This window comes from Variovorax sp. GW821-FHT10D07 (genome assembly GCF_059415325.1).
The window spans coordinates 820,299-834,830 of the sequence record NZ_JBWKMZ010000001.1 but is presented as its reverse complement, the minus strand read 5'-3'; the positions used below and the strand labels follow the sequence as shown (position 1 = coordinate 834,830).

At 72.1% G+C, this 14,532-nt stretch carries 14 protein-coding genes; 3 read left to right on the top strand and 11 right to left on the bottom strand.

Going from position 1 to position 14,532, the window contains the following annotated elements; genetic code table 11:
• Positions 1–144 precede the first annotated feature (144 nt).
• Both AC07PU_RS03885 and AC07PU_RS03880 read left to right on the top strand, forming a co-directional pair.
• Positions 145–1,098, top strand: a complete 954-nt coding sequence (locus AC07PU_RS03885) for a tripartite tricarboxylate transporter substrate binding protein (RefSeq protein WP_495315814.1) — start codon at positions 145–147, stop codon at positions 1,096–1,098.
• 41 nt (positions 1,099–1,139) lie between these two features.
• Positions 1,140–2,000 (top strand): isocitrate lyase/PEP mutase family protein, encoded by an 861-nt coding sequence (locus AC07PU_RS03880; RefSeq protein WP_495315378.1) that lies wholly within the window; start codon positions 1,140–1,142, stop codon positions 1,998–2,000.
• An 8-nt stretch (positions 2,001–2,008) separates the two neighbouring features.
• Here the strand turns inward: AC07PU_RS03880 and AC07PU_RS03875 are convergent, their stop codons facing one another.
• From AC07PU_RS03875 to AC07PU_RS03825, 11 genes are all read right to left on the bottom strand, one after another.
• Complete coding sequence (locus AC07PU_RS03875) at positions 2,009–3,619, bottom strand: phospholipase D-like domain-containing protein (protein ID WP_495315376.1); 1,611 nt, start codon at positions 3,617–3,619, stop codon at positions 2,009–2,011.
• A gap of 31 nt (positions 3,620–3,650) precedes the next feature.
• Positions 3,651–5,879, bottom strand: a complete 2,229-nt coding sequence (locus AC07PU_RS03870; RefSeq protein ID WP_495315374.1) for a molybdopterin cofactor-binding domain-containing protein — start codon at positions 5,877–5,879, stop codon at positions 3,651–3,653.
• A gap of 16 nt (positions 5,880–5,895) precedes the next feature.
• On the bottom strand, positions 5,896–6,882 hold the full coding sequence (locus AC07PU_RS03865; RefSeq protein ID WP_495315372.1) for an FAD binding domain-containing protein: 987 nt from the start codon (positions 6,880–6,882) through the stop codon (positions 5,896–5,898).
• Positions 6,879–7,541 (bottom strand): aldehyde dehydrogenase iron-sulfur subunit PaoA, encoded by a 663-nt coding sequence (gene paoA, locus AC07PU_RS03860; protein ID WP_495315370.1) that lies wholly within the window; start codon positions 7,539–7,541, stop codon positions 6,879–6,881. The genes AC07PU_RS03865 and paoA overlap by 4 nt, the downstream gene beginning before the upstream one ends.
• 13 nt (positions 7,542–7,554) lie before the next feature.
• Positions 7,555–7,905, bottom strand: coding sequence for a DUF4148 domain-containing protein (locus AC07PU_RS03855; protein ID WP_495315368.1), 351 nt, complete (start codon positions 7,903–7,905; stop codon positions 7,555–7,557).
• 112 nt (positions 7,906–8,017) lie between these two features.
• Positions 8,018–9,421, bottom strand: coding sequence for an ATP-binding protein (locus AC07PU_RS03850; protein ID WP_495315364.1), 1,404 nt, complete (start codon positions 9,419–9,421; stop codon positions 8,018–8,020).
• The gene (locus AC07PU_RS03845) at positions 9,418–10,077 is read right to left on the bottom strand and encodes a response regulator (protein WP_296782290.1); all 660 of its coding nucleotides are present in this window, start codon (positions 10,075–10,077) and stop codon (positions 9,418–9,420) included. The genes AC07PU_RS03850 and AC07PU_RS03845 overlap by 4 nt, the downstream gene beginning before the upstream one ends.
• A gap of 87 nt (positions 10,078–10,164) precedes the next feature.
• Positions 10,165–11,142 (bottom strand): tripartite tricarboxylate transporter substrate binding protein, encoded by a 978-nt coding sequence (locus AC07PU_RS03840; RefSeq protein ID WP_495315362.1) that lies wholly within the window; start codon positions 11,140–11,142, stop codon positions 10,165–10,167.
• Positions 11,143–11,162: 20 nt separating this feature from the next.
• Positions 11,163–12,473, bottom strand: a complete 1,311-nt coding sequence (gene hmgA / locus AC07PU_RS03835) for a homogentisate 1,2-dioxygenase (protein WP_495315360.1) — start codon at positions 12,471–12,473, stop codon at positions 11,163–11,165.
• On the bottom strand, positions 12,470–12,799 hold the full coding sequence (locus tag AC07PU_RS03830) for an NIPSNAP family protein (protein WP_490879404.1): 330 nt from the start codon (positions 12,797–12,799) through the stop codon (positions 12,470–12,472). The genes hmgA and AC07PU_RS03830 overlap by 4 nt, the downstream gene beginning before the upstream one ends.
• 17 nt (positions 12,800–12,816) lie before the next feature.
• Entirely contained in the window at positions 12,817–13,569 is a 753-nt protein-coding gene (locus AC07PU_RS03825; RefSeq protein WP_495315357.1) for an SDR family NAD(P)-dependent oxidoreductase, read from the bottom strand.
• Positions 13,570–13,741: 172 nt separating this feature from the next.
• Here AC07PU_RS03825 and AC07PU_RS03820 point away from each other — a divergent pair, with 172 nt between their 5' ends.
• On the top strand, positions 13,742–14,515 hold the full coding sequence (locus tag AC07PU_RS03820; protein ID WP_093349751.1) for an IclR family transcriptional regulator: 774 nt from the start codon (positions 13,742–13,744) through the stop codon (positions 14,513–14,515).
• Positions 14,516–14,532 lie beyond the last annotated feature (17 nt).

Here is a 14,532-nt window from a genome sequence, read left to right as displayed (position 1 = left end):
GCCGAGGCAGCGCGAATTCCTTTCGAATCAATGACTTGGCAACGAGGGGTGCGCCCCTCGGGCCGATGGCACAGCGCTTGCGCAAACCCCGGTTCCAAGCTGAAAAACCAGGAGACCTCCGTGCACTTCCATCGCCTTTCCACCATCGCCTGCACGACCGCCGCCGCGCTGGCCTGTGCCTTGCCGCTGGCCGCGCAGGCCCAGGCCTGGCCCGCCAAGTCCATCCGCTTCGTCGTGCCGTTCGCGGCGGGCGGCGCCAACGACCTGCTGGCGCGTTCGGCGGCCGAAGGGGCGGCCAAGGTGCTGGGCCAGCCGGTCATCATCGACAACCGTCCCGGCGCGGGCGGCTCGCTCGGCGCCGACCTGGTGGCGCGCAGCGCGCCCGACGGCTACACCTTCCTGATCAGCGCCGCGGGCGTGATCTCCAACAGCATGATCAAGAAGTCCTTGCCGTTCAAGGACGAGGACCTGGTGCCCGTGGTCATGATCGGCCTGGCGCCCTCGGTGATCGTGGTGCCCAAGTCGGCCCCGTACGACAACCTGCGCGACTTCGTCGAGGCCTCGAAGAAGGGCGCGGGCTTCAACTTCGCGACCGCGGGCACCGGCAGCACGCCGCACTTCGTGGCCGAGATGCTCAACGTGAAGTACGGCGCGAAGCTGCAGGCCGTGCCGTACAAGAGCGGCTCGGAGAGCACGACGGCCGTGCTGGGCGGGCAGGTCGAGGGCACCTCCGAGGCCAGCATCATCGCGCTGCCGCACATCCGGGGCGAGGGCAAGTTCAAGCCGCTGGCCACCACCTGGACCCAGCGCATCTCGGCCTACCCGCAACTGCTCACGGCCGTCGAACAGGGCTTCCCCGAGCTGCAGATCGCGCACTGGGCCGGCCTGCATGCGCCGCGCGGCACGCCCAACGACATCCTGGACAAGCTCGCCGCGGCCGTCGACAAGGCCATGCGCGATCCCGCCACCGTGGCCAAGCTCCAGGGCCTGGGCATCGAGCCCGTGGGCGGCACGCGCCAGGAGTTCGTGAAGTTCACCGATGCCGAGCGCAAGCGCCTGGGCGAGATCGTCAAGGCGGCCCGGATGCAGGAGAAGTGAGCGCAGCGCGGGTTCTCCTTCCTTTTCCTTCCAGCCGATCCATGAATACCAAACAACAACTGCGCGCCCTGGCGCAGGCCCGCCGCGGCATCATCGTTCCGGGCGCCTTCAATGCCCTGTCGGCCCGCGTCGTCGAGGACCTGGGCTTCGAGGCGATCTACATCACCGGCGCCGGCGTCACCAACATGTGGTTCGGCCTGCCGGACCAGGGCTTCGTGGGCCTGGCCGAGATGGCCGACCACACGGCGCGCATCCGCGATGCGGTGTCGGTGCCGCTGATCGTCGATGCCGACACCGGCTTCGGCAACGCGCTCAACGTGCGCCATGCGGTGCGCACCCTCGAGCGCGCGGGCGCCGACTGCATCCAGCTCGAGGACCAGATCGCGCCCAAGCGCTGCGGCCACTTCGAGGGCAAGGCGGTCATCTCGACGGAGGAGGCCGTGAGCAAGATCAAGGCGGCCGTCGATGCGCGGCAGGACCCCGACCTGCTGATCCTGGCGCGCACCGACGCCTGTGCGGTGCTGGGCTTCGAAGCCGCGATCGAGCGCGCGCAGCAGTTCGCCGAGGCCGGCGCCGACATCCTGTTCGTCGAGGCGGTCACCAGCGCCGAGCAGATCCGCGCCTTGCCGCAGCGCCTCGACCGGCCGCAGCTCATGAACATGGTGATCGGGGGCAAGACGCCCGTCTTCGGCGCCGAGGACCTCGGCGGCATGGGCTATGGCCTCGTGCTGTACGCGAACGCCGCGCTGCAGGGCGCCGTGGTCGGCATGCAGAAGGCGCTCACGGTGCTGCGCGATGCGAGGCGGCTCGAGGAAGATCCCGCGCTGGTCGCTCCGTTCGCCGAGCGCCAGCGGCTGGTGGGCAAGCCCGAATGGGATGCCCTCGAGCGCCGCTACACATAACGCGGCCCCTACAGCATCGACTCGGGAATCACCAGCGACTGCCACTGCAGCTTGAGCCGCATCCAGGCATCGGCACCGGGTTCGCTGTCCGTCACCCGCACCGGCGCGGGCCCGTCGATGCGCCACCATTCGAGCGCGTCGCCGCCGTCGCGCGCGAGCCGCAGCTGGTACGCCGAGTGCGTCATCAGCTGATCGAAGAAGCCGTGCGCCTCCTCGGCCAGCGCGGGGCAGTCGATCAGCAGCCCGAACTCGGTGTTCAGCGCATCGGAGCGCGGGTCCATGTTGACCGAGCCGAGGAACAGCCGCCGGCGGTCGACGACCATGGCCTTGGTGTGCAGCCGCACCTGCGCGCCTTCGCCGATGCGGCCCACGAACAGGGCGCGGCCGGCTTTCGGATGGATCTCGTGGATCTGCATCCCGTTGCGCAGCAGCGCGGCGCGGTAGCGGCGGTAGCCGGTGTGGACCACGGGCTCGTCGGTGGCGGCCAGCGAGTTCGTGATCAGGGTCTGGCGGATGCCGCGCGCCGCGTTGCGGCGCATGCCCTCGAGTGCCGCCGCGCCGGGCACGAAGTAGGGCGACGCGGTGAGGATCTCGCTGCGTGCCTGCTGCGCGGCCTCGCCGAGCAGGCGGCGGCTGGTGTCGATCAGCGCGCCGCTCGCGAGCCGCCGCGTTTCCGAGCGGCCCCAGGCCTTGGCGGGCGCATCGGCAAAGGCCTGCGCGGTGCCGAACGCGAGCCGCACGCGGCCCGCCTGCAGCTCGTCGCCGAGCGTCACGCGCCCCAGCGGGTCGACCGTGCGAAACGGCACCGGCTCGGGCGTGTCGGGGCCGTCCACGCGCGCATCGAAGGCGCTTCGCAGTTGTTCGGGCGCATCGGCGGGCCGCAGCACCGAGGCCGCGGTGCGCACCTGCGGCGCGTTCCAGTATTCGTCGAACAGGCTCGCCATCTGCGGCACCGCGGCGCCCGCGACCAGCACGTCGTAGTCGAAGAAGTTCGAGTCGGCATCGCGCATGAAATACACGTCGCCGAGGTTGCGCCCGCCCGCCACGGCCAGCACGCCGTCGGCCACGAACAGCTTGTTGTGCATGCGCCGGTTCACGCGATCGAAGTCGAACAGCGCCATCCCGAAGCGGGTCGCGAGGCCGCCGCGCGTGGGGAAGGGATTGAAGATGCGCACCTCGGCATTCGGATACGCACCCAGGCCGTCGAGCAGCGCCGCGATGTCCTCGGTGTAGAGATCGTCGACCAGCAGCCGCACCCGCACGCCGCGCCGGGCCGCGTCGCGCAGTTCGCGCAGCACCAGCCGGCCGGTGGCGTCGTCGTGCAGGTGGTAGTACTGCAGGTCGAGCGAGCGCCGCGCGCCGCGCAGCAGGGCCAGCCGCGTGTCCATGCTGGCCAGGCCCAGCATCAGGCGGAAGCCGCTGGCATTCGCGGGCGCATCGGCCATCGAGGCAGCGGCGATGCGATCGAGCGGCGTGGGTGCGCCCTCGGCCGGCAGCGAGGTCGTGACGCTGCGCGGCCCGTCGTCGGCCGGCAGGCTCGCGCAGCCGCCCAGTGCCAGGCCGGCCAGCACGAGCACGGTCGGCCAGAAGCGACGCCGAGGTTCGAGGAGGAAGGACATGGCCGGGCGCGGGAGAGCGACGATGCGGCATTCAAGCACGCATCGGCAGCCCCGGCAGCAGCTTGTCGAGCGTGATCGGGTAGTTGCGCACGCGCAGGCCGGTCGCGTTGTGGATCGCATTGGCCACGGCCGCGCCCGAGCCGCAGGTGCCGAGCTCGCCCACGCCCTTGGTCTTGATCGGGCTCGCGAGTTCGTCCGAATCCTGCAGGTAGATCGCGTCGATGGCGGGAATGTCGGCATGCACCGGCACCAGGTACTCGGCCATGTCGTGGTTGACGAAGTAGCCGTGGCGCGCATCGACGATGGCCTCCTCGGTCAGCGCCGCCCCCACGCCGAACACCATGCCGCCGATGGCCTGGTTGCGCGCGGTCTTCATGTTGAGGATGCGCCCGGCCGCGAACACGCCGAGCATGCGGCGCACGCGGGTCTCGCCGGTGTCGATGTCCACGCCGACCTCGCAGAAGTGGGCGCCGAACGCCGCCTGCGCATAGCGGCGGTGCAGGTCGCCGGGCTCGACGCTGCCGAGCACGCTCAGGCCCTCGGCGCCCGCGAGTTCGCCGAGCTCGCGCGAACGGCGCCCGCTCACGACGCGGCCGGCCTCGAAGCGCGCGCCCGCCGCCTCGAAGCCCGCGCGCTGCAGCAAGGCGGCGCGCAACTGCTCGCAGCCGTCGAGCACCGCGGCGCCCGCGCTCGAGGCGCCGATCGAGGCGATCGATCCGGCGCCCGGCGGCAGGGCCGTGTCGCCGAGCCGCACGCCGATGCGGTCCATCGGGATGCCGGTCATCTCCGCGGCGATCTGCGCCAGCACGGTGTAGGTGCCGGTGCCGATGTCGGTCATCGAGGTCTCGATGCTCAGCCGGCCGCGGGCATCGAGCCGCAGCCGCGCGCTCGAGGGGCGCACCGAGTGGTGATGGATGGCGCTCGCCACGCCCATGCCGACCAGCCAGCGACCGTCGCGCACCCGGCCCGGCACGGGATCGCGGCGCGCCCAGCCGAAGCGGCTCGCGCCCTCGCGCAGGCACTCGACCAGCTTGCGGCCCGAGTAGGGCCGGCTCGGGCCGCGCTCGGGATCGCAGGGGCTGTCGTTGAGGATGCGCAGCTGTACCGGGTCCATGCCCAGCTTCTCGGCCAGCTCGTCGAGCGCCACCTCGAAGGCCAGCTGGCCGCTCGCGGTGGCGGGCGCGCGCATCGCCGCGGCCTCGGGCAGGTCGAGCGCGGCGAGCCGGTGCGCCGTCATGCGGTTCGGCGCCGCATAGAGCAGCCGGGTCTGGCGCGACGCGCCCTCGTAGTAGCTGCGGCCCGGCAGGTTGCTGGTCCAGGTCTCGTGCCCGATCGCGGTGAGCCGCCCGTCCGGCGTGGCGCCCAGGCGCACGCGCTGGATGGTTGCGGCGCGCCGCGTCGTGTGATTGAGCAGCTGCTCGCGCGCCAGCGCCGTCTTCACGGGCCGCCGCAGTTCGCGCGCCGCGAAGGCAGAGAGCACGGCATCGGCATGGGTGCGCAGCTTGGAGCCGAAGCCGCCTCCCACGAAGGCCGCGATCACGCGCACCTTCTCGACCGGCAGCTCGACCATCGCCGCCACGTCGCTCGCGGCCCAGTTGGCCATCTGGTGCGAGGTGTAGAGCGTCAGCGCATCGCCGTCCCAGCGCGCGATGGTGGCCTGGGGCTCCATCATCGCGGGATGCTGGTCGGGCGTGTCGTAACGCTGGTCGACCTGCACCGGCGCGGCGGCGTAGGCGCCCTCGAAGTCGCCGACGGCCGTGTCGGCCGCGCTCTCGCTGCCGGCGCTGGGGTCGTCGCCGGGCTTCACCGCCGTAGCCTGCGCGGCCTCGAGGTCGAAGCGGCCGGCGCCGGCCTCGTAGTCGATGCGGACCAGGAACGCGGCCGCGCGCGCCTGCTCCAGCGTCTCGGCGACGACGAAGGCCACGGCCTGCCCGTGGTGCTGCACCTCGGGGCCCGAGAGCTGCGAGACCAGGTTGGCGCGCCCTCGCGGCACCTGGCGCGGCACGTTCTCGTGCGTGTAGACCAGCAGCACGCCCGGCGCCTGCCGCGCTTCGCGGGTGTCGATGCGCGCGATGCGGCCCTTGGCGATGCCGGCCAGCACGATCCAGCCATAGGCCGCGCCCGCCACCTCCTCGTGGTACTCGTAGCTGTAGCGCGCCTGTCCGCTGACCTTGGCCGGGCCGTCGATGCGATCGAGCGGCCGGCCGACGATGCGCTCGCGGTCGAGCGGGCCGGGCCCGGCGGCGGTGGTGAATTGCATGGCGGTGCTCCTCGGTTCAGGTCCGGTCCATCGCCTGCGCCAGCGTTGCTTCGAGCGTGCGGCGCAGCAGCGGGATCTTGAAATCGTTGTGGCCGTGGCCGCGCGCGCCGTCCAGCAGTGCATCGGCGGCCGCGCGGCAGGCCGCGGGCCCGCCGTCGGTGCCCACCAGCCGCCGTTCCGCCGCCTCGTTGCGCCAGGGCCTGGCCGCGAGGCCGCCGAAGGCGAGGCGAACCTGCGTCACCGTGCCGCCCTCGCGCACGACCACCGCGGCCACCGAGACCAGCGCGAAGGCATACGAGGCCCGGTCGCGCACCTTGCGGTAGAGCTGCCGCCCGCCCACGGGCGGCGGCAACACCACGCCGGTGATCAGTTCGTCGGGCGCGAGCACGGTCTCGACCTGCGGCGTCTCGCCGGGCAGCCGGTGCAGCTCGGCGATCGGGATCCGTCGCGTGCGGCCGTCGGCCGCGACGGTGTCGACGCGGGCCTCGAGCGCGCGCATCGCCACCGCCATGTCGGAGGGGTGCACCGCGATGCAATGCTCGCTCGCACCCAGGATCGCGTGGATGCGGTTGAAGCCGCCGAGCGCCGCGCAGCCGCTGCCGGGCGCGCGCTTGTTGCAGGGCTTGGTGGTGTCGTAGAAGTAGAAGCAGCGCGTGCGCTGCAGCAGGTTGCCGGCCGTGGTGGCCTTGTTGCGCAACTGCGCGCTGGCGCCCGAGAGCAGGGCGCGCGCGAGCAGCGGGTGCTCGCGCCGCACGCGGGCGTCGGCCGCGAGGTCGCTGTTGCGCACCAGCGCGCCGATGCGCAGGCCGCCTTCGGCCGTGGCCTCGATGCGGTCGAGCCCGAGCCGGTTCACATCGACCAGGTGCGGCGGATGCTCCACGTCGAGCTTCATCAGGTCGAGCAGGTTGGTGCCGCCCGCGATGAACTTCGCGCCCGGATGGCGCTGCACGGCGGCAGCCGCCTCGGCCGGGCTCGACGGCCGCTCGTAGCTGAAGGCCCTCATGCCGCGGCTCCCGCCACGTCGCGGATGGCCGCGACGATGTTCGGATAGGCCGCGCAGCGGCAGATGTTGCCGCTCATGCGCTCGCGCAGCTCCTCGTCGCTGAGCGAGGGGCGGCCCGCCAGGTCGGCGGTCACGTGGCTCGGCATGCCGCCGCGCAGTTCCGCGAGCATGCCGACGGCCGAGCAGATCTGGCCCGGCGTGCAGTAGCCGCACTGGAAGCCGTCGTGCTTGACGAAGGCGGCCTGCATCGCATGCAGCGTCGGCGGCGCGCCCAGGCCTTCGATGGTCGTCACCGCGTCGCCCTCGTGCATCACGGCGAGCGTGAGGCAGCTGTTGATGCGCCGCCCGTTCACCAGCACCGTGCAGGCGCCGCACTGGCCGTGGTCGCAGCCCTTCTTCGAGCCGGTGAGCCGCAGGTGCTCGCGCAGCGCGTCGAGCAGCGAGACGCGCGCATCGATGGCGAGCGGCCGGGGCTGCCCGTTGACCTGCAGCGTGATGCGCGTCAGGCCCGCGGCATCGACCGGTGCGCTGACCGGTGCGGTGGCCGCATCGTCCGCGGCCTGGCCGGCGATCGGCAGCGAGGCGGCCGCCACGCCCGCGGCGCCGCCGATCAGCAGGCTGCGGCGCGTGGGGCTCGAGGGGGTGTCGACGTCGTCCATGGGCGGCACCGGTTCACAGGCGGGTGTCGGGCGCTGCCAGGGCCTGGGCGCGCGACATGGTCGGCACCACCACGCTGTTCACGCGCGAGCCGGCATTGACGTTCTGGTCGGGCGCATGGGCCGCCGCGACGGCCGCCTGGCGCACCGACTCCCGCGACAGCGTCGAGACCAGCGGATCGGCGCCGCGCGAGCCGCGCACCACGTTCTGGTCGGGCGCGCGCGCCGTGGCAACGGCCTGCGCCGCGACCGCGTCGCGGTCGAGCAGGCCGGCGCCCTGGTGGACGCCGTCGTAGCTTTCGGCCTGGGCCGCGAAGGCGGTGGCGCCGAGGGTCAGGGTGCAGAGCAGTCGGGAAAGGGTTCGCATGGCAGTGAGCTCCTGGGGAGGGAAGGAATCCGAACGGGCCAGGGCGCGTTCGGGCTGGGCTCACTGTAGAAATCGTGCTTTATGCGTTCTTTATGCGAGAGTTAACCCAGCGTTAAGGCGAAGGCAGGTGCACCCGCGCGATCAGGCCGCGCACCCGGCCCTCGTCGTCGCCGCGGTTGATCAGCTCGATGCGCATGCCGTTGCGCTGCGCGGCCATCTGCGCGATCGCCAGGCCCAGGCCGCTGCCCTCGGCCGCGGTGCCCGGCACGCGGTAGAAGCGGTCGAACACGCGCGCCAGCGCCTCGGGCGGAATGCCCGGCCCATGGTCGATCACGTCCAGCACCGGCCGGCCGTCGACCACGTGCAGCAGCACGTCGACCACGCTGCCTTCGGGCGCATGCCGCAGCGCGTTGTCGATCAGGTTGTCGAACAGGCTCAGCAACTCGGTGGGGGGCGCGGTCACGGTGGCGCTGGTGCGGCCATCGAAGCCGATGTCGATGCGGCGCCGGTCGGCGATCACCAGGAGGCGCGCGATGCTGTCGCGCACCGCCGAGGCCGCGTCCTGCGGCAGCGCCGCCTCGAGCGGATCGCCGCCTTCCTGCTGCGACATGCGCAGCAGCTGCTCGATCAGGTGCTGGGCGCGCGTCACGCCGCCCTTGAGCTGCAGGTAGTGCTCCTCGGCGCTCTCGCCGGGCACCTCGGCGCGCATGTTGTCGAGCTGCAGCCCCAGCGCCGCGATCGGCGTGCGCAGCTCGTGCGCCGCGTCCTGCACGAAGCGCCGCTGCGCGGCGAAGGCCTGGCGCAGCCGCCCGAGCAGGCTGTTGAAGGCCTGCACCAGCGGCGCGATCTCGTCGGGCACGTGGGACACCGACAGCGCCGACAGGCTGCGCTCGTCCTTCGCCGCCACGTCGAGCGCCACGCGGCGCAGCTGGCGCGCCGAGGTCCAGACCACCAGCCACAGCACGGCCAGCGACAGCGGCAACAGCAGTGCGATCGGCATGGCCGACTGCAGCGCGCGCCGCTCGACCAGCGTGCGCACGAAGCCGCCGTTCTGGATCACCTGCACGCGGAAGTTCCCGCCGTCCGCGCCCGGATCGGTGGCATAGACGCGCCAGATGCCGGTGTCGCCCGGCGCGAGGCGCACGGTGTGCAGCCCCGGCCGAGGCTGCAGGCCGATCGCGAGCTGCGGCCGGGAACTGGCCAGCAGCCGGCCCTCGGCGCTCCAGACCTGGATCACGAAGCTGCCGCGGCTGTAGAGCGTGGCCTCGTCGGTGGGCTTGAGCACCGGCAAGTTCTCCTTGCCGGCATAGGACTCGGCCAGCATCTGCATCTGGTCGTCCTTGAAGGTGACGATCAGCCGGTCGTAGCTGGTGTAGGTGAACCAGGCCACGCCGAGGGCCGCGGCCACGTGCACCAGCACCAGCCACAGCAGCAGCTTGTTGCGCAGCGAGCCCGGCGAGTACCAGGGGCGCTTCGGGGTATCGCTCACGGCGCTCACGGCGTTCATGGCGCTCATGAATCCACGATGCGCCAGCCGAGCCCGCGCACGTTGCGGATGGTGTCGGCACCGAGCTTGCGGCGCATGTTGTGGATGATCACGTCGACCGCGTTGCTCATCACCTCCTCGCCCCAGCCGTAGATGCGGCTCTCGAGCTGCTCGCGCGAGAGGATGGCGCCGGGCCGCTCGAGCATGGCGTGCATCAGCGCGAACTCGCGCGCGGTGAGCGTCTCGCGCGTGCCCTTGTAGAGCACCTCGCGGGTCGTGAGGTCGAGCTGCACGTTGCCGCTGCCGACGATGGAGTTCGAGGCGCCATGGCGTCGCCGCGTGATCGCCCGCATGCGCGCCAGCAGCTCGGGCAGCTCGAAGGGCTTGGTCAGGTAGTCGTCGGCCCCGAGGTCCAGCCCTTCGATGCGCTGGCCCAGGGCCGCGCGCGCCGTCAGGATCAGCACCGGCGTGTCGTCCCGGAGGCTGCGCGCGCGGCGCAGCACCTCGATGCCGTCGGCCTTGGGCAGGCCCAGGTCGAGCAGCACGCAGTTGTAGTCGCCATCGGCCATCGCACTCTGGGCGAGCAGGCCGTCGCGCACCCAGTCCACGGCCCAGCCCGAGCGCTCCAGGCCGCGGACCAGGCTCTTGCCGATCATCTCGTCGTCTTCCACAAGCAGTGTGCGCACGCAGGGCTCCCGTTGGTTCGCCAACGCGACAGTACCGTAGCGCCCCATCGTTAGGGAAGCGTTAAGCCGGCATTCGGCCGGCGGCGCTCACTGCGGCGGAATGCCGGCCTTGGCGACCACCTCGCTCCAGCGCCGGATCTCCTGCTCGACCATGGCCTTCATGCGGGCCGGCGAGGAGGGCGCGGGCTCGCTGCCGAGCGCGGCCAGCGCGGCCCCGACCCCGGGCGCCTCGAGGGCCGAGCGCACCTGGGCCGCGAGCAGGTCGACCACCGGCCCCGGCGTGCCGCGCGGCGCCGCGAGTCCCAGCCAGGAGCGGATCTCGAAGCCCGGCAGCACGCTCGCCACCGTGGGCAGCTCCGGCATCGACGGCCAGGCCTGCGCGCTGGTGACCGCCAGCGCGCGCAGCCGGCCCGACTGGATGTGCGGCGTCGCCACCGTCAGCGTGTCGGCGAGGATGTCGACGTCGCCGCCGATCACCGCCTGCACCGGCGCGCCGCCGCCGCGGTAGGGCACGTGCAGCAGCTTCGCGCCCGCGCTCACGCCCAGCAGTTCGCCGACCATGTGCTGGGTCGAGCCCACGCCCACCGAGGTGAAGCTGACCTGTCCCGGCGCCTGCCGCGCGCTCGCGAGCAGCTCGGCCAGGTCGCGGGCCTTGTGCTCGGCGCGCACCGCGATGACGAAAGGAAAGCTGGTCACGGTCGAGACGAAGGCGAAGTCGTTCACCGGGTCGTAGGGCAGCTTGCGGCGCAGCGCGGCCGACACCGTGTGCGCGCCCGTGAGCATGGCGAGGTTGTAGCCGTCGGGCCGGGCCTTGGCCACGAAGTCGGTGGCGATCAGGCCGCCGGCACCGCTCTTGATCTCGACGACCATCGGCTGCCCGAGCCCGTCCTGCATCTTCTGCGCGAGCAGGCGCGACACGATGTCGGCATTGCCGCCCGCGCCGAAGCCATGGGTCAGCTGGAGCGGGCGCATGGGGTAGGCGCCCTGCGCACGGGCAGGGGGCAGCAGCGCGAAGGCGGCGGCCAGCGCGAGCAGTTCGCGCCGGGTGGCGATGGCGGTGGTCATGGTCTCGTTGTCTCCTCGAATCAGGCGCGCGCGGGCTGGAAGCCGCGCCACACGGCGTCGTAGCCGGGCTGCAGGTTGTCCGCGGCGAGCGCCCGCGCCGTGGGCCGGAACACGTGGCGGCTCTCGAACATGAAGGCCAGCGTGTCGTCGAGCCTATGCGGCGCGAGCGCGGCGGTGCTGGCCCGCTCGAAGGTAGCGGCATCGGGGCCGTGCGGCAGCATGCAGTTGTGCAGGCTCATGCCACCGGGCACGAAGCCCTCGGCCTTCGCGTCGTAGACGCCGCGCACCAGGCCCATCAGCTCGCTCATCACGTTGCGGTGGAACCAGGGCGGGCGGAAGGTGTCTTCCGCCACCAGCCAGCGCGGCGGGAAGATCACGAAATCGCAGTTGGCCACGCCCGGCGTGTCGCTGCCCGAGGTCAGCACCGTGTAGATCGACGGATCGGGATGGTCGAAGCTGATGGTGCCGATGGCCATGAAGCGCGCCAGGTCGTACTTGCAGGGCACGAGGTTGCCGTGCCATGCGACCACGTCGAGCGGCGTGCCGGCCTGCGTGCCTTCCCACAGGTGGCCCATGAAGCGGTTGACGATGCGCACCGGGCCGGTGTCTTCCTCGAAGGCCGCCACGGGCGCCAGGAAGTCGCGCGCATTGGCGAGGCCGTTCGATCCGATCGGCCCCAGCTCGGGCAGGCGGAACGGCGCGCCGTAGTTCTCGCAGGCATAGCCGCGCGCCTCGCCGTCGGGCAGCTCGACGCGAAAGCGCATGCCGCGCGGCAGCAGCGCGATCTCGCCGGGCGCGACCTGCAGGCGCCCGAGCTCGGTGTGCAGCCGCAGCGCGCCCTGCTGCGGCACGAGCAGCAACTCGCCGTCGGAGTTCACGAGGTAGCGCCCGGCCATCGAGCGGTTGGCGCGGTAGACGTGCACCGCCGAACCGGCCTGCGCATGCGGCTCGCCATTGCCCGCGATGGTCACGATGCCGTCGATGAAGTCCGTGGCCTGCTCTGGCACTGGCCAGGGATTCCAGCGCAGCCGGTTGGCCGGCGTCTCCACCTCGGTGAACGGGCCGCTGCGCCAGTCGCCGTCGTCGATGCGCGCGAAGGCCTCGTGCATGGCGCTGGGACGCCGGCGGTACATCCAGGTGCGCAGGTTGCGATCGCGCGGCGCGGTGAAAGCCGTGCCCGACAGCAGCTCGGCATACAGGCCCAGCGGCGCCTGCTGCGGCGAGTTGCGGCCCACCGGCAGCGCGCCGGGCAGCGCCTCGCTGGCGAACTGATTGCCGAACCCGCTCTGGTAGCGGGGCACCGTTGCGGTCTCGCCCGTGCGCGCGTTCATGGCGACTCCTGCCACTGGGGCGTGAAGAAGGCGGCCGGCAGCAGGATCTTCGATTCCTGGCTCTGCAGCAGCGGCAGCATCTCCACCACGTAGGCCTGCCATCCCGGATCGGCCATCAGCCGCTCGCGCCGCTCGGCGCGCTCGTTCATGTCGAGGTAGGCCCACAGGTGGATCACCTGGTTGAGCGGGCCGGTCTCCGTGCGGTAGTAGCCGACCATGCGCCCGAGGATTCGATGCTGGATCGCCAGCCCCTTGGCCTCGTAGAGCGACAGGTAGGCGCGCCACTGGCCGGGGTGGGTGGTGTAGGTGCGTTGTTCGACGAGCATGGCAGCGGTCCCGCCCCTCACAGGCTGTGGCCTCCATCGATGACGATCCGCGTGCCGGTGGCCGTGCGCAGGTGCGTCACGCAGCCCAGCACGGCGAGCGCCACGTCCTGCGGGGTCACGATACGGCCCAGCGGCGTGGTGGCGGCCTTCTTCTGCAGCTCCTCGCGGTTGCGGCCCTGCACGAAGCCGGTGTCGACCGCCGCGGGCGACACGGCGAGGAAGCGCACCGGCGCGAAGGCGCGCGCCATCGACACGGTCAGCGTGTCGAGCGCCGCCTTGGCCGCGCAGTAGGCGAGGTTGCTGCCCAGGCCCGTGAAGGCCGAGACCGAGGACACGTTGATCACCGCCGCGTCGGCCGAGGCCTGGAGCAGCGGCATCAGCGCGCGCGTGATGGCGTAGGGGCCGCCGACGTTGGCGGCGAGGATCTGCTCGAACAGCGCGGGCGGCAGCGCCTCGAGATCGCCATGCGCGATGCGCTGCGTGAAGCCGGCCGAGTTCACCAGCACGTCGACGCGGCCGAAGCGCTGCTGCAGCGCGCCGGCCATGGCCGCGTGCGCCGCGGCATCGGTCAGCGGAATGCGCAGGGTGCCGTGGTCGGCGCCCGGCAATTCCTCGCGCAGCGCGCGCGCACGCTCGGCGCCTTCGTTGTAGCCGATGACCACGGTCGCGCCCGCGTCCGCCAGCGCGCGCACGCAGGCGGCGCCGATGCCGCTGCTGCCGCCGGTGACGACCGCGATCCGGCCGGCCAAGGGGGTGGCGGCGGCGTTCATCGGCGGCTCCCGCGCGGCGCTGTTGTCTTCATGGAGGTCCTCGGTGGTGGGGCGTTGTCGATGGATGAACCCGCTGCGAGTGCTGTCCGATAGACGGGACACGACGGGGGCGCGAGCGGGAATTGTTTTCTAATGGCTCGCCTCGAACCAGTCGTTTGTCCATCAATCGAACATGAAAACGCCCTCCGATGCCGGCTCGCTCAAACGCGGCGTGGCGATCCTCAAGCTGCTGGCCACCGCGGGCTCGCGCGGGCTGGCGCTGACCGAGCTGTCGGAGAAGTCGCAGATCCCGCATCCGTCGGTGCACCGCATCCTGGGCCAGCTCGCCGCGGAGCGGCTCGCGGTCTTCAACGAGGAGCTGCGCCGCTACAAGCTCGGGCCGCTGGCCTTCGAACTCGGCGTGGCCGGCTCGACCATGCACGACATCCGCGACCTCTGCGAACCCGCGATGGACATGCTGGCCCGCGAGACCGGCGACACCGTCTACCTGGTGGTGCGCAGCAGCTTCGACGCGGTCTGCATGCACCGCCGCGAAGGCGCCTTCCCGATCCGCGCGCTGGTGCTCGAGGTCGGCAGCCGGCGCCCGCTGGGCGTGGGCGCGGGCGGGCTGGCGATCCTCTCGGCCATCGGCGACGAGGAGCGCGCCCACATCATCGAACGGGTGGGGCCCGGCCTCGCCGCCTTCGGCAAGCTGTCGACGCAGGACCTGGCCCAGGCCTGCGAGGAGGCGCGCGCCCTGGGCGCCGCCGTGATCCAGAACCGCGTGAGCCTGGGCGTGAAGGCGGTCGGCGTGCCCTTTCGCGACTCGATGGGGCAGGCCATCGGCGCGCTGAGCGTCGCCGCGCTCTCGCAGCGCCTGGGCCAGCGCCGCATCGCGCAGGTGGCCGGCATGCTGCGCGAAGCCACGCAGTCGGTGGAGATCCTGCTGCGCAAGCGCAAGGCCTGAAAAGGCCGCGACTGCCG

Excerpts from the sequence above, each read along its gene's own strand:
- AC07PU_RS03825 (WP_495315357.1), bottom strand. The coding sequence starts at position 13,569 with ATGAACGCCGCCGCCACCCCCTTGGCCGGCCGGATCGCGGTCGTCACC.
- AC07PU_RS03820 (WP_093349751.1), top strand. The coding sequence starts at position 13,742 with ATGAAAACGCCCTCCGATGCCGGCTCGCTCAAACGCGGCGTGGCGATC.
- AC07PU_RS03840 (WP_495315362.1), bottom strand. The coding sequence starts at position 11,142 with ATGACCACCGCCATCGCCACCCGGCGCGAACTGCTCGCGCTGGCCGCC.
- AC07PU_RS03855 (WP_495315368.1), bottom strand. The coding sequence starts at position 7,905 with ATGCGAACCCTTTCCCGACTGCTCTGCACCCTGACCCTCGGCGCCACC.
- AC07PU_RS03850 (WP_495315364.1), bottom strand. The coding sequence starts at position 9,421 with ATGAGCGCCATGAACGCCGTGAGCGCCGTGAGCGATACCCCGAAGCGC.
- AC07PU_RS03875 (WP_495315376.1), bottom strand. The coding sequence starts at position 3,619 with ATGTCCTTCCTCCTCGAACCTCGGCGTCGCTTCTGGCCGACCGTGCTC.
- paoA (WP_495315370.1), bottom strand. The coding sequence starts at position 7,541 with ATGGACGACGTCGACACCCCCTCGAGCCCCACGCGCCGCAGCCTGCTG.
- hmgA (WP_495315360.1), bottom strand. The coding sequence starts at position 12,473 with ATGAACGCGCGCACGGGCGAGACCGCAACGGTGCCCCGCTACCAGAGC.
- AC07PU_RS03865 (WP_495315372.1), bottom strand. The coding sequence starts at position 6,882 with ATGAGGGCCTTCAGCTACGAGCGGCCGTCGAGCCCGGCCGAGGCGGCT.
- AC07PU_RS03870 (WP_495315374.1), bottom strand. The coding sequence starts at position 5,879 with ATGCAATTCACCACCGCCGCCGGGCCCGGCCCGCTCGACCGCGAGCGC.
- AC07PU_RS03830 (WP_490879404.1), bottom strand. The coding sequence starts at position 12,799 with ATGCTCGTCGAACAACGCACCTACACCACCCACCCCGGCCAGTGGCGC.
- AC07PU_RS03880 (WP_495315378.1), top strand. The coding sequence starts at position 1,140 with ATGAATACCAAACAACAACTGCGCGCCCTGGCGCAGGCCCGCCGCGGC.